The organism is Chryseobacterium sp. POL2 (assembly GCF_011058315.1).
Classification (GTDB): Bacteria; Bacteroidota; Bacteroidia; order Flavobacteriales; family Weeksellaceae; genus Soonwooa.
The window spans coordinates 787918-805657 of the sequence record NZ_CP049298.1; the positions used below are offsets into that span (position 1 = coordinate 787918).

At 35.4% G+C, this 17740-nt stretch carries 19 protein-coding genes; 5 read left to right on the forward strand and 14 right to left on the reverse strand.

What is annotated here, in order from left to right:
• Positions 1–19 precede the first annotated feature (19 nt).
• Positions 20–1897 (forward strand): Omp28-related outer membrane protein, encoded by a 1878-nt coding sequence (locus G6R40_RS03730; protein ID WP_165131715.1) that lies wholly within the window; start codon positions 20–22, stop codon positions 1895–1897.
• 130 nt (positions 1898–2027) lie between these two features.
• Entirely contained in the window at positions 2028–3479 is a 1452-nt protein-coding gene (locus G6R40_RS03735; protein ID WP_165131718.1) for a T9SS type A sorting domain-containing protein, read from the forward strand.
• Between the two features lie 105 nt (positions 3480–3584).
• Here G6R40_RS03735 and G6R40_RS03740 read toward each other — a convergent pair whose 3' ends face one another.
• The 12 genes from G6R40_RS03740 to G6R40_RS03795 all read right to left on the reverse strand — a co-directional run bounded on the left by G6R40_RS03740 (position 3585) and on the right by G6R40_RS03795 (position 11258).
• On the reverse strand, positions 3585–4091 hold the full coding sequence (locus G6R40_RS03740) for a hypothetical protein (protein WP_165131720.1): 507 nt from the start codon (positions 4089–4091) through the stop codon (positions 3585–3587).
• 87 nt (positions 4092–4178) lie between these two features.
• Positions 4179–5816 (reverse strand): alkaline phosphatase PafA, encoded by a 1638-nt coding sequence (gene pafA / locus G6R40_RS03745; protein WP_165131722.1) that lies wholly within the window; start codon positions 5814–5816, stop codon positions 4179–4181.
• 100 nt (positions 5817–5916) lie between these two features.
• Positions 5917–6294 (reverse strand): hypothetical protein, encoded by a 378-nt coding sequence (locus G6R40_RS03750; protein ID WP_165131724.1) that lies wholly within the window; start codon positions 6292–6294, stop codon positions 5917–5919.
• A gap of 34 nt (positions 6295–6328) precedes the next feature.
• A complete protein-coding gene (locus G6R40_RS03755; RefSeq protein ID WP_165131726.1) occupies positions 6329–6811 on the reverse strand; it encodes a hypothetical protein in 483 nt (160 codons plus the stop codon).
• Between the two features lie 36 nt (positions 6812–6847).
• The gene (locus G6R40_RS03760; RefSeq protein ID WP_165131729.1) at positions 6848–7642 is read right to left on the reverse strand and encodes a hypothetical protein; all 795 of its coding nucleotides are present in this window, start codon (positions 7640–7642) and stop codon (positions 6848–6850) included.
• Between the two features lie 11 nt (positions 7643–7653).
• Entirely contained in the window at positions 7654–7902 is a 249-nt protein-coding gene (locus G6R40_RS03765; RefSeq protein ID WP_165131731.1) for a hypothetical protein, read from the reverse strand.
• 147 nt (positions 7903–8049) lie between these two features.
• The gene (locus tag G6R40_RS03770) at positions 8050–8505 is read right to left on the reverse strand and encodes a hypothetical protein (protein ID WP_165131733.1); all 456 of its coding nucleotides are present in this window, start codon (positions 8503–8505) and stop codon (positions 8050–8052) included.
• A gap of 24 nt (positions 8506–8529) precedes the next feature.
• On the reverse strand, positions 8530–8952 hold the full coding sequence (locus G6R40_RS03775; protein ID WP_165131735.1) for a WG repeat-containing protein: 423 nt from the start codon (positions 8950–8952) through the stop codon (positions 8530–8532).
• 7 nt (positions 8953–8959) lie between these two features.
• On the reverse strand, positions 8960–9514 hold the full coding sequence (locus G6R40_RS03780) for a toxin-antitoxin system YwqK family antitoxin (RefSeq protein ID WP_165131737.1): 555 nt from the start codon (positions 9512–9514) through the stop codon (positions 8960–8962).
• A gap of 28 nt (positions 9515–9542) precedes the next feature.
• Positions 9543–9956: a hypothetical protein gene (locus G6R40_RS03785; protein WP_165131739.1), complete on the reverse strand. Its 414-nt coding sequence runs from the start codon at positions 9954–9956 to the stop codon at positions 9543–9545.
• 59 nt (positions 9957–10015) lie between these two features.
• The gene (locus G6R40_RS03790; protein ID WP_165131741.1) at positions 10016–10456 is read right to left on the reverse strand and encodes a hypothetical protein; all 441 of its coding nucleotides are present in this window, start codon (positions 10454–10456) and stop codon (positions 10016–10018) included.
• A 304-nt stretch (positions 10457–10760) separates the two neighbouring features.
• Positions 10761–11258 (reverse strand): hypothetical protein, encoded by a 498-nt coding sequence (locus tag G6R40_RS03795; protein WP_165131743.1) that lies wholly within the window; start codon positions 11256–11258, stop codon positions 10761–10763.
• A 106-nt stretch (positions 11259–11364) separates the two neighbouring features.
• Here G6R40_RS03795 and G6R40_RS03800 point away from each other — a divergent pair, with 106 nt between their 5' ends.
• Positions 11365–12120: a LuxR C-terminal-related transcriptional regulator gene (locus G6R40_RS03800; protein ID WP_165131745.1), complete on the forward strand. Its 756-nt coding sequence runs from the start codon at positions 11365–11367 to the stop codon at positions 12118–12120.
• 52 nt (positions 12121–12172) lie between these two features.
• Here G6R40_RS03800 and G6R40_RS03805 read toward each other — a convergent pair whose 3' ends face one another.
• Together G6R40_RS03805 and G6R40_RS03810 are read right to left on the reverse strand one after the other, a co-directional pair.
• On the reverse strand, positions 12173–14323 hold the full coding sequence (locus G6R40_RS03805) for an outer membrane beta-barrel family protein (RefSeq protein ID WP_165131747.1): 2151 nt from the start codon (positions 14321–14323) through the stop codon (positions 12173–12175).
• A 167-nt stretch (positions 14324–14490) separates the two neighbouring features.
• Positions 14491–15417: a malate dehydrogenase gene (locus G6R40_RS03810; protein ID WP_165131750.1), complete on the reverse strand. Its 927-nt coding sequence runs from the start codon at positions 15415–15417 to the stop codon at positions 14491–14493.
• Positions 15418–15612: 195 nt separating this feature from the next.
• Here G6R40_RS03810 and pfkA point away from each other — a divergent pair, with 195 nt between their 5' ends.
• Both pfkA and gap read left to right on the forward strand, forming a co-directional pair.
• Positions 15613–16599, forward strand: a complete 987-nt coding sequence (pfkA, locus tag G6R40_RS03815) for a 6-phosphofructokinase (protein ID WP_165131753.1) — start codon at positions 15613–15615, stop codon at positions 16597–16599.
• Between the two features lie 57 nt (positions 16600–16656).
• On the forward strand, positions 16657–17661 hold the full coding sequence (gap, locus tag G6R40_RS03820) for a type I glyceraldehyde-3-phosphate dehydrogenase (protein ID WP_165131756.1): 1005 nt from the start codon (positions 16657–16659) through the stop codon (positions 17659–17661).
• The last annotated feature ends 79 nt before the right edge of the window (positions 17662–17740 follow it).

Genomic DNA, 17740 nt, shown 5'->3' on the forward strand with positions numbered 1-17740 from the left:
CAAATCACAAAATATTTTTATGAAAAAACTTTACACTGTAGCGGCAGCATTTTTGCTCGCCAACACGCTTAGTGCACAGGTGCATTATTCGCAAAATTTTGAATCTTTAGATTTCAACACTTGGACAAACACCGACCTAGATGGCGATGGGAAAAAGTTCTTCGTAGCCAATGCTAGTAATATTTATCCAAATGCTGGCTTAGGTACCAGAACGCTAGGATCATACTCCTATCAAAACATTCCGTTGACGCCCAACAATTTGGTTACTTCTACGCCCATAACCTTACCTACTGGTGTTAATAACATTTTCTTAAAATACCAAGTGGCATCATACAACGGATCTTATGGTTCCGAGCATTATGCAATTTACTTATCACCAACTAATGTTGCAGCGGATGTGCTTGCCACAACACCTATTAAAGAAGAAACGCTTCCATTTGTAGGTGGAATCAAAGAAGTGGCTATAGATGTTTCTAGCTACGCTGGTCAAACAGTTTATTTATCCTTTAGACACTTTAATACTTCGGATATGTATTATCTATTGTTCGACAATCTTTCAATAGAAACATTAGAAGATAATAATGCTAAACTCGTTTCATCATCCATCGATAAATACATTGTTGCTGGAAGTCAAAATGATTTGATGTTTAATATTAAAAATATGGGAGCCAATACTATTACTTCCTTAGAATTAAATTGGAATGATGGTACAACAGATCATATTGCGACTGTATCTACTAATATTGCTCCAGGAGCTTCGGCGCTTGTGGCGCATCCAACAAAAGTAAATTACTCTGATATTACAACAAAAAACTTTAGCTTAACAATTTCTAAAGTTAATGGCTCTACAGATTCAAATCCAAGTGATAATATTGGTACAGCAAAAACCTCTGTAGCATCCCAACTCGTAGCTAAAAAAGTCGTTCTTGAAGAAGGTACGGGTACATGGTGTGGCTGGTGTCCTCGAGGAATGGTTGGGCTAGACAAAGTTAACCAAGACTATCCTAATGATCAAATTAGTATAGCCGTTCATAATGGTGACCCAATGGTATTGGCCGCATACAACTCAGGAGCTGCTTTTGCTGGTTTCCCAGGTATGAATGTCGATAGAGAACTAAAGAACGAAGATCCAGGACCAGCAGGCATTAACGATTTTGTAATTAGCAGAAAAAATCTGCCTACACCAGTTAAACTTTCTGGAGATTATACCATTTCTGGTTCAGAACTCACAGCTAATGTTAGCGCACAATTCTATATCAATAATTCTTCGGCCAATTTCAAAATGGGCGTTGTAGTAGTAGAAGATGGCGTGAAGGGCACAAGTTCTAATTATGGACAAGTTAATTATTACGCTGGCGGTGGTAACGGACCAATGGGAGGATTCGAAAGTCTACCAAGTCCTGTCCCAGCATCACAAATGATATACGACCATGTCGGTAGAGCATTGTTAGGCGGTTATGCAGGGCAGGCAGGATCTGTTCCTACAGCAATCACAGATGGATCTACTGCAAACTATACATTTAGTTATACAATTCCTGCGGCTTATAATGCCGATAAAATGAGTGCTGTATTGTTATTAATCGATGCTAATGACGGAAGCATCCTTAATGCGACAAAACTTAATAAAACACTCGCAGTTAATGATATCTCAAAAATCGGAGCTAACACGTTAATTTATCCTAATCCTGCAAAATCTGAATTCAATATCAAACTTGTTGACGATGGTAAATATACAGTAAGCATTTATGATATGTCAGGACGCGAGGTGAAAAATTATGGTACAATGAACTCTTCATCCAAGAATATCAATGTTCCGATTAATTTACTACCTGGAAAATATATGATCAATATTGCAAAAGATGGTGTGTCTTTTACAAAAGATCTGTTGGTTAAGTAATTTTAAATTACTAAACAGAAATATTACTTCTGTCTAGTAATACTTTATAGATATGTTTTTTTCATTATGGAAAAAACATATCTATTTGAGTTTAATATAGGTTTAAAAAAATAATCTAAATAAATTTATTATGAAGAAAAACTATCTTTTAGCAATAGCATTATGCATAACTACTTTTGCTAATGCTAGTACGATGAACCTCCCAGACAATGGGACTAATTTTAATGTAGTATCAAAAAATGTTTTTGCAACCAACGATGTTAAAATGGTAAGTGCTAAACTCGACAAGTTTTTACTACCTGGCGGAGAAACTTTCATTAAAGCTACAATAAAAAATGTAGGAACCAACTCCATCAGCTCAGTTGAAATTAGTTGGAACGATGGTACAAGCGAACGCAAACAAAGAATCACGGCCTATCTAAGTGCAGGCCAGCAACGAGAAGTTACCCATCCTATCGCGGTTTCTTTTAGCGATCCTACAGTTATGACAAGAAATATTACACTGTCCATTACTCAAGTTAACGACACTCCCGACTCTAACCCTGCGGACAATACAATAAACTTACAAAACAGCATTGTTTCTCAGCAGATTTCAAAAAAAGTCGTTTTTGAAGAAGGTACAGGCACATGGTGCGGCTGGTGTCCTAGAGGGATGGTTGCACTAGAACAAGTTAACCAAGAATATCCAGATGACCAGATCAGTATCGGTGTTCATAATGGCGACCCAATGGTTGTTGCCGAATATAATAGTGGTGCTGCTTTTGGTGGATTTCCAGGGATGAATGTTGACAGAGAACTAAAAGGTGTTGATATCAACCCTAACTCAATAGGAAATTACGTTCTTACAAGAAGAACTATTCCTGCACCAGCTATATTATCAGGAAGTTTTAATATTGATGGAACACAATTAACTGCGAACGCCAACTCTCAATTTTTTATTAATAATCCAAATGCCAATTACAAACTATCTGTTATTATTGTAGAAGATGGTGTAAAAGGAACGGCTAGCGGATACAGACAATCTAACTATTATGCCGGTGGTGGCAATGGAGAAATGGGAGGCTATGAAAGTTTACCAAATCCAGTCCCTGCAAACCAAATGGTTTACGATCACGTTGGTAGAGCTATTCTAGGTGGATATAAAGGACAAAACGGATCAATCCCAACAAATATTACAGATGGTTCGGCGGCTAATTTTACTTTTAATTATAGCATTCCATCTAATTTTAATGTGGATAAATTAAGTGCCGTATTACTACTACTTGACGGAACGGACGGAACCATCTTGCAAGCCACTAAACTAACCAAAACTTTAGCAGTGAGCGATGTTTCAAAAATTGGCGCAAATACCTTAATCTATCCTAACCCTGCTAAATCTGAATTCAATATCAAACTTGTTGATGATGGCAATTACAGTGTTACAATTTTTGACATGGCTGGTAGAGAAGTTAAAAATTATGGAAGTCTTAAATCTTCTTCTAAAAATATCAATCTGTCAATTAACAATTTAACTCCAGGAAAATATCTTGTGAACATTGTTAAAGACGGCGTTTCATTTACTAAAAATCTATTGGTTAATTAATCAATTGGCTACTTTTATAATTGTTAAGGGAAGTTAATAGCTTCCCTTTTTATACAAAAAAAACCGAAGAATATTCTTCGGTTTCATTATTATAATGATGGTTAACTACTTTGCTTTTGCATTTTCTAAAGTTTTGTTGTAAGCATCTTTAACATCAGAAGCAGCTTTTTTGGTAGCATCTTTGGTATCTTGTGCAGCTTTGTTAACGTCGCTTTTTACATTTTCTGTCGCAGTTTTCAAATCTTTTTTAGCATCTTTTGCCGCTTCATTCGTTTTTTCTACCGCGTTGTTAACCCCAACTTTTACATCTTGTGCGGCTGAATTAACAGCGGCTTTAGTATGCTCCCAAGCTAGCTCTGCATCAGACAATGTTTTTCTTGCACGCTCCTCAGCAACTTTATCGCCTTTTTTGATTGCAGCGTCCAGATCTGCTTTCGCCTGATCAACTTTAGCTTTCGCTTCTGTCTCTGTCATTATAGTAGTTTCTTCAGTGTGTACAACTGCTACAGTATCTGTATTGTTATCAGTCGTAACAAGTGTACTGGTTTCTTTTTTACAAGAGATTGCAGTCAATAACAATGTAGCTGATGCTGCTAAAAATAATTTTTTCATAGGTTTGAATTTTGGATTTTTTTTAATATTTGTATTTAACTCCAAAACATTAGTAAATATTGTACCAAAATTCATTTTTATAAAAAGTTATTTCCCTAACACCTCAACAATAGGCTCTCCAATGTTTCCGCTTGGATTTTCAATTTTTAAAAACTGAGCCAATGTCGGTGCAATGTCGGTCATATAATACGGTTTATTGCTTTCACCATTTTTAACTTTCCAGCCCATGAATATCAATGGAATATGCGCATCATAAGAATTCCAAACAGAATGTGTGGTTCCTTTTTTAGCATAATAAGCCAAATAGCCGTCTTTGGTCACCATTTGTATATCGCCGCTTCTTTTCCAATTGTAGCCATTAATCGTTCTTGTTTTTATCGGTTCTGGAATGGGTGCTTCTCCAATTTCCGTCATATCTACGGCGTACAAAATTTCCGGTAATTTTTGCAAATGCGAAATAATGGCTTTTTTAACATCATCAAGATCCAAACTCTTTTCAGCAATGAGTTTATCATGGGTATAAACTTGATAATTGTCGATTTCCATCACCAAACCAGCGGCTCCAAATTTCTTTTCCAGTTCTTCGTTGATTGATTTTTTTAAACCTTCACCAAAGAAACCTGTTGGCATTTTGTTCTCTTGCAAATAACCCACAGAATGCGCACCACCGTGATCCGCAGACAAGAACACCAAATAATTATCCTTCCCTACCTTTTTATCCAACATTTTGAAAAACGCTGCCAAATCACGGTCGAGTCTTAAATAAGTATCTTCAACTTCGATAGAATTGGGTCCAAAAGCGTGACCAACATAATCTGTAGAGGCAATATTAATCGCTAAAAAATCGGTGATTTCATCCGCGCCCAATTGATAGCCATCCACGGAAGCTTCTGCAAACTTCAGCGTATAGGTATTTCCGAAAGGTGTTGTTCTCAGAACGCCTTTCTTTTTATCATAATCCGCAGGCAAATTATTGTACGGAAAAACAGGTTTCGTTGCCGATCCCAAAAGACTTTCCCAAGGAACGTCATCTCTGGAACTTTCGGTGTATTGTTCAATTGGCAATAAGGTATTCCAACCTTTAGAAACCAATTCTTTAGCGAGATTTTTAGCATTAAAATCGTCCACCCATTTCGGTAAATCCTGCATATAATAAGTGCTGGTAATGAAATTCCCTGTGGTTTCATCAAACCAAAAAGCACCCGTTGGATTGTGTCCGGCAGGTAAAATGGAAGCGCGGTCTTTCAAAGAAACGCCCACGACTTTCGATTTAAAATTAGTGGCGATGCCCAACTGATCGGTAATGGTTGTGCTCCAAAGATTTCTGGGAGAATGTGCACCGATCTTTTCAGAGGTTGTCCCAACACCTTTGTACGCTGTATCGGTAGTACAATAAACGCTTTTTCCGGTCTCCTTATCCGTCCAGTCGTTTCCTGCAATCCCATGAATGGAAGGTACAGAACCCGTGTATATACTGGTGTGACCAATGGCGGTAACCGTCGGTAAATACGGAATCATAACATTGTTGAAAGAATAGCCCTGTTGAAGCATTCTCTTGAAACCATCAACTTGAAATTTATCATAATAACGGTAGAGATAATCCCAACGCATTTGATCTATAACCAAGCCTACCACCAACTTTGGGCGCTCTAGTTTTGTTTGAGCCGACACCTGAAATATTCCTAAAAAAGCAATCGCGGCTGCAATTCCTAATCTTTTTACCATTTTAAAAATTTTATTGTCACAAAGTTAAGATACAGATCTTGGATAGAAAAATTAATTCTGATTAATAACAAAAAATAAACACCTCGGTTTGCTACATTTTTTATAATTTATTGATCAGAAGAGGAATATTTCGATTAAGGTAATTTATTTCAGAAGAAACGGGAAAGTTTTTTTGAATATCAGTTTTAAGCATAATAACAGATTGTAAAATAAAATTAAAATCACGGATAATTTCTCGTTGTTCTTTTTCACTTTTTGTTTTTTGGAGTTGCTTTTCTAAGATATTACGTTGATGTTTGCCTTGATCAATAACATGCTTAAGTTTGTTTATTTTCTGATTCATCGTATTGGGCGCATAGTCTACTGCTTCTTGGATTTGGGACAAGTATGTTTTTGTAATGTCGAAATTATTTTTGTTTTGGGTTTGCGCAATGAGCTGAATATTAAATATCAGCATCAAGAATAAGATTGTTTTCATAAAATATTTTTTTATTTTAACCTCAACAGCCAATTCAGTAACTGCATTCGATGTCGTAACCTGCCTTTTTAAAGGCTTTAGCAAGGCGTTTCATAAATCGGTTTGGATAATGTTCTTTATTGATTTCGGTGGAAAACAAATGCGTTTTGTCTGTTTTTGTTTTCAGAATTTTGCCGTTTTTTTCGTAGTGGGTTTGGGTTTCGGTAACGTCGTTGTCTAAAGTTTCAAAATAAATGTTGTGATCCCTTCCAATATTGATTATTTTGTTTAATGGAATTTTACTGTAGATGCTTATTTTTCCTCCATCGTAACTCTTTATCGTATAACCAAAATGCAAGATATTGTTTTCATCTATCCGAAAGGCTTCTGTAACGGTAAAGTTTTCTCTTTCTTTCTCATTATAAAAATGCGTCATTTCTTTTTGCAACTGTTTGTTGAGTAGTTGCGCAATTTTGTGGTTTTGTCCTAAGGAGATTTGACTTATCAGCAACAAGAAAAGTAACACTATGTTTTTCATAAGAGATGTTTTAAAAAAATTCTGAACTTAGATTATTTACAAATCTTTGGCGTGCTTACCGCCGTTTCTAACGATAGCTCGGTATAGGTTTTCATAATCTCGAATTTTGTTTTCTGCTGGAGGAGTCAGTCTTTTCTCTTCATCAATCCTACTTTGAACAAAGTCCAAAAGCGTCATTCCATCTTTTTTATCAACAAAGTTAAAGTCACATTTATAAGCAATTACCAGTTCTGATGCAAAACGATGGTTTGTGCTATCAATCGCAAACTTAGCGATGTTTAAATCTTCAGAGCGGGACCCGCCGCCGACTTCGCATCTAATATTTTCTTTATGTTTTGCCCACATCTTACGTACTTTTTCACGTCCAACCTCGGTTGGATCTACTTTAGGAACGGCACATGCCATGTTCCAAAGAGAACGATGATAGGTATATCCAATACCGTCTGGTGCTTCATCTTTTTCATAAAATCGAACTGTTCGACAGAGGTTGGCGATTTGGTCTGCCGTCGGTGCTGGGCATTCATCAATTTCCTGTAGTATTTGGGCAAGATAGCCTTGGTCTTTTTGGTTATCTACCAACCATGCAGTCAGGCGAAGTGCTTCGTCCCAACTGAGCGACAATACTTTTGTTTCTTCTATAAAATAATAGTCATTCGGTTGTTGGGTAATTCCACAGAAAAGCGACCATTCTTTTTGGGTGGTTTCGGTTTTAATAATAGAAGCCATTTCCAGAAAATGTTCTGGCGTTATCAACGGATTAGACTCTTTAGAATGGGCGTGTGCAGAATTCCAACCCAATAATAATGCGAATAGTAACACTATGTTTTTCATAACTCTTTTTTCTATTTATAGGTATCTCTTTTCTTTAACCAGTTTTCAGAATGTTTACCGCCTGCTCTTACAATGGCATCATAAACTGCTTGGTATTCAATTAATCGTGCTTGTGGTTTTGGTATGGTTCTATTAGCCATATCAATCCTAACTTTAACAAAATCCAAAACTGTTAATCCATCTTTTTCATCAATAAAATTAAAATCTACTTTATAGGCTATTGCAAGTTCTCTTACAAAACGAATCCCCGTAGCATCCACAGCGTGTTTGGCAACACTTAAATCATCAGTATCTCTACCTCCTGTTGCAGGACAACGGATATCTTTTTTGTATTTATTCCAATAGCGTTGTACTTTTACTCTGCCAACTTCGGTTGGGTCTATTGTAGGCTTGGCGCCAGCTAATTTTCAAAGTTCATTTTGATAATTGTATCCAATGGAAGTTTCCGAAGTATCTTGTGCAGATGTCATTAACTCGCTACAAAGTGGCGAGACAGATGCTGAGGTCGGTGCAGGCGCATTGGCAATTTCCTTTAAAATTTGTTGTAAATAGTTTTGGTCTTTTTGATGTTTAGCCAACCACTGACTTACAAATTCAGCATCTTCCTGAGTCAGGATGATTTTCTCTTTCGGATGCGAAGCGGTATATTTTTTAGCGTCTGTATTTTTCACAAAATTCCTGGCTTCTGCACCATTAGCTAAGTTCATTATATCATAAAACAGTATCCATTCTTCGTAGGTGGTTTCGAAACTTGTTTTATGAATGCTTGTATCAATGCGTTTTTGAACTGCAGGTCTTGAGGCTTCTACCATAATAGAAGCCAGTGAACAAAGCAAAATAAAAAGGAAATTACATTTTTTCATAATAATTTATTTTAAGTAAAATGATTAGTCTTGAAACAATGATTCTTTTAAATCTGTATAATCTTTTACTTTTACGAGTTTTCCTTTTCTATTATAAAAATAGGCTTTGTTACCCTTCACGGCTTGAAATAGTTTGTCATTTGCAAAGTAATTCACCCCATCATATTCTATAGGTACGATGATTTTCCCCGATTCGTCTATAACTCCCCAAAATCCTCCCATTAATCCTAGGATTTCACTTTCCGTAGCCCCTACATTTACTTCTGCCCAGCCTTCATCGGAAAATTCTTTGGCATCATCATAAACAGGTTTAATAACCATTTTTCCTTTTGCGTTTTCATACCCAAATTTATTTCCCACTTTTTTAATTGTAAGCTCTTGAGAAAATGCAAAAATTGTTGCTCCAAATAATAGGATTGCCGTAAGCGTTGTTTTTAATGTGATCATGATTATATTAATAATTTGTAGTTTTAACCTCTCCGTTGATGTTGTATAGCTTCCACACTCCAACTTTTTTACTGTTATTGTATTCCCCCGTTTCAACAAGTCTTCCTTTTTCAGCATATCTTTTATAAATACCATGGAGGTTTCCATTTAAAAAGTTTTCTTCAATACGTAGTTCCCCTTCAAAACTATACGTTTTTCGTACCCCAGAAAGCTGTCCTTTGGAATCAAAATTTTGGATCATTTGCGTTTTTCCGTTCTGGAAAATATATTTAGATTCACTGATTGCAATTCCATTTTTATAATTCCATAGTTCTGATATCCCGCCTTCTGGATGATAACTTTTCCATTCGCCATCTTTTAGCCCCTTGCTATATTTTCCAATTTCCCAAATATTACCATTGGAATGGTATTTTTTCCATTCGCCTTCCTTTAGTTTGTTAACCAAATTACCTTCTTCAAATTTTTTCTCGCTTTGTCCGTAGTAATATATCGTGTTTTGAGAAAAGGAATAGATGCTAAATAGCAATAACATTGCTGCAATTCTTGTTTTTAACTTGTTCATGATACTTATTTTTTTTGCTTAGAATTTTTTAGTTTTTTTCAAAAGTGCCCGATTCTAAATAATGGACAATTTCGTTTACTGGCGTATTAAAATAGCCGGCTTTTTCTTCGTCGTATAGGTTTTTCCAATGCACAAAACCAAACTCGTAATCGGGCAATTCGCAGCGATCGTCCTTGAGTTGTGTGGTACTGTTTCGCAAAGCGGCTTCGGCAATAGGGATGTGCAATATTTCTTTTAATCCGTCAGGGTGTTGCGGATTTTGAATATTGACATTGAGTATCGCAATATGAATAATGCAGCCCACTCCTGTATAATATTCTATTTTGGTTATTTTTATGGTAGAAGCTTCCTCGCCTAGGCGCGTATGGTAATGCCACTCTTGCGCTACTTGGTAGGCGGGTGGCGGTGTTTCTTTTTTGTTGAATAAATTGAATAGACTCATAGTTTTTATATAAACCCAAACGGAATTTTGAACTCCGTTTGGGTTAGTTTTAGAATATTTCAATTTTCGATTACAGCATAATAAAATGAAGACATCATTCCATAATATTTAATTTCTATAATTTTACGAAACTTTGCACTGTACTGTTTTTCAGGAATCATTAATGTAACATATGATATTGTCCTTAGTAATTCCAATGGATCTTGCGTTTTTTTTTCAAGTCTTATATGGTATTTCGTAAACTTCACCCCTTTGCCTTCGCCATAAACATCTTCATCTTCCTGATTTTTTTCTATTTCGTATTTTTCTATTTTGTAGTCTACTTTTTTTTCATTTTCAAATTTAATTTTTAATGTTTTAGCTTTAAGGTCAATAGTATAGATATCTGATATCTTTTCTCCATCTTCCAAGTCCATAGTGGTTTTATACTCCATTTTTTGTGCAAAGCTTGTAATGCTAAATAGCAATATAATTGCAGTGATGATTGTTTTTGTTTTCATAATTTAATTAGTTTAAAATTTTGTTTTTTGTATAAAACCTTGTCAGGGTTCGGAATCCTGACAAGGTTAGATTTTTCTGTCTTAAGCCCCAGTCTTGGGGTTCTAGATAGAAGTATTGGAGTTTTTTACTGCTATTTTTCTCTCTTTTACCGAAAATTTGGAGCTTTTAAGTCCAAAATTGCGGTTGGTGAAGCTTATTTTTTCGGTTGTTAACCTCAGTTTTTAGGTTTTTTAGTTGAAAATTAGGCTCATCAAACGCCAAAACTTCTATTTTTTAATTCATCATTTGTGTTTAGGGGTTCATTTATGGGGTCTCCGACCCATCGGTTGGGGTTTCAGACGGCTTTTTTGGGGTTCGACTAAAAAACTGTTTCAGGTCGTTTTGTTTGGTTTCATAACCTGGCGTACTGGTACCTGCCATGTAATTGGTGTAGGCATAGTCAATGAGTGCTTCCTGATAATTGTCGTAATCGTATAGGGTTTTGGCATTTTTCAGTCGGGTAAGCAGATTTTCTAATCGGCCCGTAAGGTTTTCCATGAGCATACGGCTGTTGTAGTCGTTTTCAAACTCGGTCCAATCAACTTGTGCGTTTTGCAATTGCGGCTGATTTTTGTGGTAATCGTAAATTTTGTTAACAAAGAGTTTGTTTTGTTCATTTACGCTTCCATAGCGTTGGCGGTCTTCGCTAGTCAGGTTGATGTTGATTCCTGCTAATGCGTTTTCTAACTGTGTTAAAGCGTCTAATGCTTCTGTAGTTTCTGTAGTGCCAAGGTGCACATTGTTGAGATTGGATAATGGCATAATAAATTTTTTTTTATGTTAATGTTTTTATCAAAAATAAATTTAATATATTCACAAAAAAATAGCTACATCTAGCTATTTACAAGTTATAAACCATTTGTTTTTGATGGATAAGATAGAGAAACTACGAAATATTTGGGAAAACATTCCAAAATCAATAATTGAACAAATAGATCTTTCGCAGAAGGAAATCATCAATCGGTATATGGATGTGTTTCATTTTGGCGATTATTTTTATGTGATTTTTAATACCCGTACTGCCCAAATGGAATACGTGCATCCCAATGTAGAAAAGGTGTTGGGTTATGCGCCACAGGATTTTGAGTTGGCAACGGTTTTAGAAAGCATTCATCCAGATGATTTACCGTATTATTATCATTATGAACAAAGTGCTGTTCGTTTTTTTAGTAATCTTACGCCTGATCTGTTTTTTAAGTATAAATTTTCTTATGATTATCGTTTAAAACTAAAAGATGATAGCTACAAAAGGCTGTTGCAACAGGTAGTTCCTATTTATTTTTTTCCTGAAGGTGGTGCCCGTACTTTGGCTATTTTTACAGATTTATCACACCTAAAACTTACGGGTATTCCCAAACTATCATTTATGGGTATGCATGGGGCACCGTCTTTCTACAATGTGCATCTGGAAGAGGATTTTAAAATGATGGAGTCGCTTTTCTCGAAAAAGGAATTGGAGATTTTACAGCATATGATTCAGGGTAAAAAAAGTGAGGAAATAGCGGATCTGCTGGCACGGAGTATTCACACCGTTCGCAATCACCGCAAAAATATTCTTCAAAAATCGGGTTGCAACAACGTGCACGAGTTATTGGTAAAATCAGTAAGAGAAGCTTGGGTATAACAAAAAAAAGAATGCACTTTCGTACATTCTTCTCTATTTTAAAAAATTCGATTTATTTTCCGCCACCCTGATTTTTTTCTGCATCGGTTTTGGTATTTTCTTTTACTTTTTGGTTTCCAAAGCGTTTGGTAATGGTAAAAGCAGCGCCGTACCAATCGGAATTATTTACATTTCTTATTGTTCCCACTTGGCTATAACTTGTTCTGTCAAAAACAGGTCTCAAGAAAATATTATTAAGTTGCAAAGAGGTTTCAATGCCATTATTTGGAAATATTTTGGTGATAGAAATATTATGGAAAACATTGAGATTATTACCAATAGAATTACCATTATTGTGTTGATAAGCACCTACCCAACCCGAAACATTAATGTTTTTATTGAACAAATTGGTGTACGAAAAGTTAGAACTAGCCGTAAAACTCGTTAAGTAACTTTTCATATCCAGGTTATTTCTTTTATTGAAATCGCTATTGTCGGAGTAGTTCACTCCTACCGTTAAGTTGACGTTCAACTTATTTTTGAAAAAGGTTTGATTGGTATTTAAACTAAAGTTATAACGCTTAGATTTTCCGTCAAAATTATTTTCAAAAATCACAAGCTTTTCTCCGTCACGGTAATAATCTGTCCAATAATCTTGATCGGTAAAATAATACGATGCAGAAAGAAAATACTTTTTGTAAACACCAACCTTAAAGGTGAATCTATGATTAGGATTGGGATTTAAATACATATTTCCACGGCTGTAAGTTCCATCATTATTTGGCAACTCAAACGGATTAAATTCCGAATACCAAGGCCTCCATAAATTGTAATTATAGGAAGTAGAAATATTGAAATTAGGTGTAAAAGTATATTTCAAAAGGGCATTAGGTAAAAAAGTTCCATAAGAGTCTTTCCTTTCTAAATGATCTGTTTCCTGAAGAATTTTGTAGGTAATATATTCATACCTCAAACCTACTCTAACATCTAATTTTTCAAAAAATTTAGTACTATAATTGGCGTAAACTGAATTTAGATTATCTGTATATTTAAATCTGTTGTGCAAATTAGTAGGTTGATTATTTTGATCTAAAAACCCGTAATAATCACTTGGTATAACATTGTTATTAAAATTGAATTTTGCACCCACCTCAAAGCTGCTACCCACACTGTCTAAAGGCTGAGAATAATCTAACTTTAAATAATAATTTCTAGTCTCGTTGTTTTCAAAAATTTTGGTATTGGTGGACATTGGTGCAATTAACTGAGTCTTATCAAAAGTTCTATCCGTCTGTTGCCCATTGTAATTTACCCCTAAATTAACATCCAAGATTTTGTTTTTAACCTTATCATAATATTTGTAAAATAAATTTGAACTTAAAACTCGGTATTTCCAATTTTGATTCTGATCCAAATGATAATTATTGTACAGAACATCATTGACTGTTTTGACAGCATCCGAGGCGTTTTCAGATTTACTCTTATTCTGATACAATTCTACAATAACTCCAATGTTATTTTTATCATTTAATTCTAATTCAGACGTAGATGAAACCGATGGAGATTTACCTCTCCACATGCCATTTTGGTGAATTTCTGTGTATGAATTATCTTTATATTCTTTAATTTCATTTAAAGAAGACGAAACATTTGTATTGTCATTATAACTTCCTACCAAAGTTTGTGTAAAGTTCTTTTTGTGATAATTCACATTAAGATTCGAATATTGATTGTTCTTTCTATTCTGTGTATTCGTCATAGAAACGCTTCCTTTTATACCTTCGTCGTCACGTTTTTTAAGAACAATATTAATCACCTGTCCGGTTGTTTCGTATCTTGAAGACGGATTGGTAATGACTTCTATTTTCATCAAATTATCGGCTGGAATAGATTTTAAATATTCCTTCAACTCTTTTCCTGTGAAAACAGATTTTCTATCGTTAATATAAACCGTTACACTTTCTCCTTCAGATTTTATAACGTCATCGCTATCTATACTTACCAAAGGCGTCATTCTTAAAACCTCCCAAGTGGTATTTCCTGCAAGAATGGAACTTTCGGCAACATTGAAAACGGTTCGGTCCACTTTAGTTTCTACTGTTGGCTTTTTAGCAACAATTTTTACTTCTTCAATGGAGCTTGATTTTATGGTATCTTGAACGGTGGTTTGAGCCATAAAAAAAGTACTACAAACTAATCCCGCACTTGCCAAAAATAATTTCATGTGTTGTTTTTAATATAAGACAAACAAGTATATCATTATGTTACATCAAAATTAAAATTCGTCACTAAATATTTCGTTATATACTGATTATCATCTCATTAATTTTAGCTGAAAACAAAAAAAGGAGCACATTTCTGTACTCCTTTATTATATTTAAGCAAACTTAATTAGAATTTCAAATCGCCATTTACTTCTCTTACTGCATTAGCAGCTTCTGCAAACTTCGCTTTTTCAGCGTCTGTTAAAGTAATATCAACAATTTTTTCTACACCGTTAGCGCCAATAATTGCTGGAACACCAAGACAGATATCAGATTGTCCGTACTCGCCATCCAACATTAAAGAACAAGGAATCATTTTCTTTTGATCGCAAAGGATAGACTGCACCAAAACAGATACAGCAGCACCTGGCGCATACCAAGCAGAAGTTCCTAAAAGTTTAGTCAATGTAGCTCCACCCACTTTAGTTTCTTCAGCTACGTAAGCTTGTTTTTCTTCAGATAAAAATTCAGTTACTGGAACTCCGTTTCTTGTCGCTTTCGTCATCAAAGGAAGCATTCCTGTATCAGAATGCGCTGCGATTACCATTCCGTCCACATCAGAAATTGGGCAATCTAAGGCTTCCGCCAATCTGTATTTGAAACGTGCAGAATCTAAAGCTCCACCCATACCGATGATTCTTTCTTTTGGAAGGCCAGAAGTTTTGTGTACCAAGTAAGCCATAGTATCCATAGGGTTAGAAACTACAATGATGATAACGTCTGGAGAATGTTTTACTAAGTTTTCTGTAACTTCTTTTACAATTCCTGCGTTAATACCAATAAGTTCTTCTCTTGTCATCCCTGGTTTTCTTGGGATACCAGAAGTAATAACTGCTACTTTAGACCCAGCTGTTTTGCTGTAATCTCCTGTTGTACCAGTAATTTTAGTATCAAAAGCGTTAAGAGACGCACACTGCATTAAATCCATAGCTTTACCTTCTGCAAAACCTTCTTTAATATCCACTAAAACCACTTCTGAAGCGAAATTTTTCATCGCAATATACTCTGCACAAGATGCTCCTACAGCACCAGCGCCAACAACGGTTACTTTCATTTATTTTTAAATTTAATTATTATTAAAATTAACGTTTGTAAATATACTAAAGATTGAGCGAATAGAAAATATGTCTTGAGCTAAAAAATATCATTTTTCTGCAATACCAAATGTGATTAAAATCAAATTACAAAAATGTTATCTTCACAACAAAATGCCGATTTTTTTGTAAATTCGCGTACTAATTATATTATCATGTCAAATCAAAAAATAAAAACAGTCGCTGTTTTGACTTCTGGTGGAGATGCACCAGGCATGAATGCTGCAATCCGTGCAGTGGTGAGAACCGCAAATAGTATGGGATTGGAATGTTATGGCGTTCGCGAAGGCTTCAATGGTCTTATCCATGGGGATTTTACCAAAATGGGACCTCGTTCGGTTAAAAATATAATTAATGCAGGAGGAACCATTTTGAAATCTGCCCGTTCTTCAGAATTCAAAACACCAGAAGGCCGTGCCACAGCTTTTGAACAATGCAAAAAACATCATATTGATGCTTTGGTATGCATCGGTGGAGATGGTAGTTTTACTGGTGCTAAGATTTTCAATGAAGAATTTGGAATACCTGTTATTGGCGTTCCTGGTACTATTGATAATGATATCTTTGGGACTGATAATACCATTGGTTATGACACCGCTTTGAATACCGCAATGGAAGCTATTGACAAGATTCGTGATACAGCGACGTCTCATAATAGAGTTTTCTTTGTGGAAGTTATGGGGCGCGATGCTGGTTTTATTGCGCTTAATAGTGGTATTGCAACTGGGGCTTTGGATATTTTAATTCCTGAACAAAAAGACAGTCTGGATGAACTTTTTGGTACTTTCCGAAAAGCTGAAAAAGTTGGAAAATCATCAAGCATTGTGGTGATTGCAGAAGGTGAAAAACTCGGAAATGTCTATGATCTAGCTGAAGCAACAAAAGCGGAATTTCCAAATTTTGATATTCGGGTAGCGGTGTTGGGACATATCCAGCGTGGTGGCTCACCAAGTTGCGCGGATCGTGTATTGGCTAGCAAAATGGGTTATGGTGCCATAGTTGGTCTTATAGAAGGTAAAAACAAAGTGATGGTTGGGATGAAGTCTAACAAACTTATTTATACCCCTATCGAAGAGGCCATTAAAAAACATAACGAAATAGATAAAGACTTGCTAAAGATTTCCGAAATATTAGCAATGTAATTAATATAAATTTTTGTAATTTTAGAAACAATATATTATCAAATTAAAAAGTAAAATATGTCAACAATCAAAGTAGGTATCAACGGTTTTGGTAGAATTGGAGGATTAGTATTCAACGCTATGTTAGAGCGTGACAACATCGAAATCGTAGGTATTAATGACCTTATCAACGCAGAGTACATGGCTTATATGATGAAGTATGATTCTGTACATGGACGTTTCAATGGAGAAATCAGAGTTGAAGGTAACAACCTAGTAGTTAATGGAAAAACAATCCGCATTACTTCAGAAAGAGATCCTAATAACTTAAAATGGAACGAAGTTGGTGCTGACTACATCGTAGAATCAACAGGTCTTTTCTTATCTGCTGATACTGCAAATGCGCACATCAACGCTGGTGCAAAGAAAGTTGTTCTTTCTGCGCCTTCTAAAGATGATACACCTATGTTCGTAATGGGCGTTAACCACAAAGAATTAACAGACGATATCAAAATTTTCTCAAATGCATCTTGTACAACCAACTGTCTTGCGCCTTTAGCAAAAGTAGTACATGATAATTTCGGAATTGTTGAAGGTCTTATGACAACGGTACATGCTACAACAGCAACACAAAGAACGGTGGATGGCCCTTCTATGAAAGACTGGAGAGGTGGGCGTTCTGCACTTCTTAACATCATCCCATCTTCTACAGGTGCTGCCAAAGCAGTAGGAAAAGTGATTCCTTCTCTTAATGGGAAATTGACTGGTATGTCTTTCAGAGTACCTACAGCAGACGTTTCTGTAGTGGACTTAACGGTAAGATTAGAAAAAGCAACTTCTTATGACGAAATCGCAGCAGCAATTAAAACAGCTTCTGAAGGTGAACTAAAAGGTATTTTAGGATATACAGAAGATCTAGTCGTTTCTCAAGATTTTATCGGAGATAAGAGAACATCAATCTTTGACAAAGACGCAGGTATTATGCTATCTCCAAACTTTGTTAAATTAGTATCTTGGTATGATAACGAAACTGGTTATTCTAATAAGTTAACAGACCTATTAATACATTCAGCTTCTTTATAATCAAAAAGATTTTAAAATTATAAAAAAAGACTTTCCAATGTTGGAGAGTCTTTTTGTTTTAAAGACATATTTAATTCTT

Bases quoted from the DNA above. Each gene is read 5' to 3' on its own strand.
- G6R40_RS03730 (WP_165131715.1), top strand. From the start codon at position 20: ATGAAAAAACTTTACACTGTAGCGGCAGCATTTTTGCTCGCCAACACG.
- G6R40_RS03735 (WP_165131718.1), top strand. From the start codon at position 2,028: ATGAAGAAAAACTATCTTTTAGCAATAGCATTATGCATAACTACTTTT.
- G6R40_RS03740 (WP_165131720.1), bottom strand. From the start codon at position 4,091: ATGAAAAAATTATTTTTAGCAGCATCAGCTACATTGTTATTGACTGCA.
- pafA (WP_165131722.1), bottom strand. From the start codon at position 5,816: ATGGTAAAAAGATTAGGAATTGCAGCCGCGATTGCTTTTTTAGGAATA.
- G6R40_RS03750 (WP_165131724.1), bottom strand. From the start codon at position 6,294: ATGAAAACAATCTTATTCTTGATGCTGATATTTAATATTCAGCTCATT.
- G6R40_RS03755 (WP_165131726.1), bottom strand. From the start codon at position 6,811: ATGAAAAACATAGTGTTACTTTTCTTGTTGCTGATAAGTCAAATCTCC.
- G6R40_RS03760 (WP_165131729.1), bottom strand. From the start codon at position 7,642: ATGAAAAACATAGTGTTACTATTCGCATTATTATTGGGTTGGAATTCT.
- G6R40_RS03770 (WP_165131733.1), bottom strand. From the start codon at position 8,505: ATGAAAAAATGTAATTTCCTTTTTATTTTGCTTTGTTCACTGGCTTCT.
- G6R40_RS03775 (WP_165131735.1), bottom strand. From the start codon at position 8,952: ATGATCACATTAAAAACAACGCTTACGGCAATCCTATTATTTGGAGCA.
- G6R40_RS03780 (WP_165131737.1), bottom strand. From the start codon at position 9,514: ATGAACAAGTTAAAAACAAGAATTGCAGCAATGTTATTGCTATTTAGC.
- G6R40_RS03785 (WP_165131739.1), bottom strand. From the start codon at position 9,956: ATGAGTCTATTCAATTTATTCAACAAAAAAGAAACACCGCCACCCGCC.
- G6R40_RS03790 (WP_165131741.1), bottom strand. From the start codon at position 10,456: ATGAAAACAAAAACAATCATCACTGCAATTATATTGCTATTTAGCATT.
- G6R40_RS03795 (WP_165131743.1), bottom strand. From the start codon at position 11,258: ATGCCATTATCCAATCTCAACAATGTGCACCTTGGCACTACAGAAACT.
- G6R40_RS03800 (WP_165131745.1), top strand. From the start codon at position 11,365: ATGGATAAGATAGAGAAACTACGAAATATTTGGGAAAACATTCCAAAA.
- G6R40_RS03805 (WP_165131747.1), bottom strand. From the start codon at position 14,323: ATGAAATTATTTTTGGCAAGTGCGGGATTAGTTTGTAGTACTTTTTTT.
- G6R40_RS03810 (WP_165131750.1), bottom strand. From the start codon at position 15,417: ATGAAAGTAACCGTTGTTGGCGCTGGTGCTGTAGGAGCATCTTGTGCA.
- pfkA (WP_165131753.1), top strand. From the start codon at position 15,613: ATGTCAAATCAAAAAATAAAAACAGTCGCTGTTTTGACTTCTGGTGGA.
- gap (WP_165131756.1), top strand. From the start codon at position 16,657: ATGTCAACAATCAAAGTAGGTATCAACGGTTTTGGTAGAATTGGAGGA.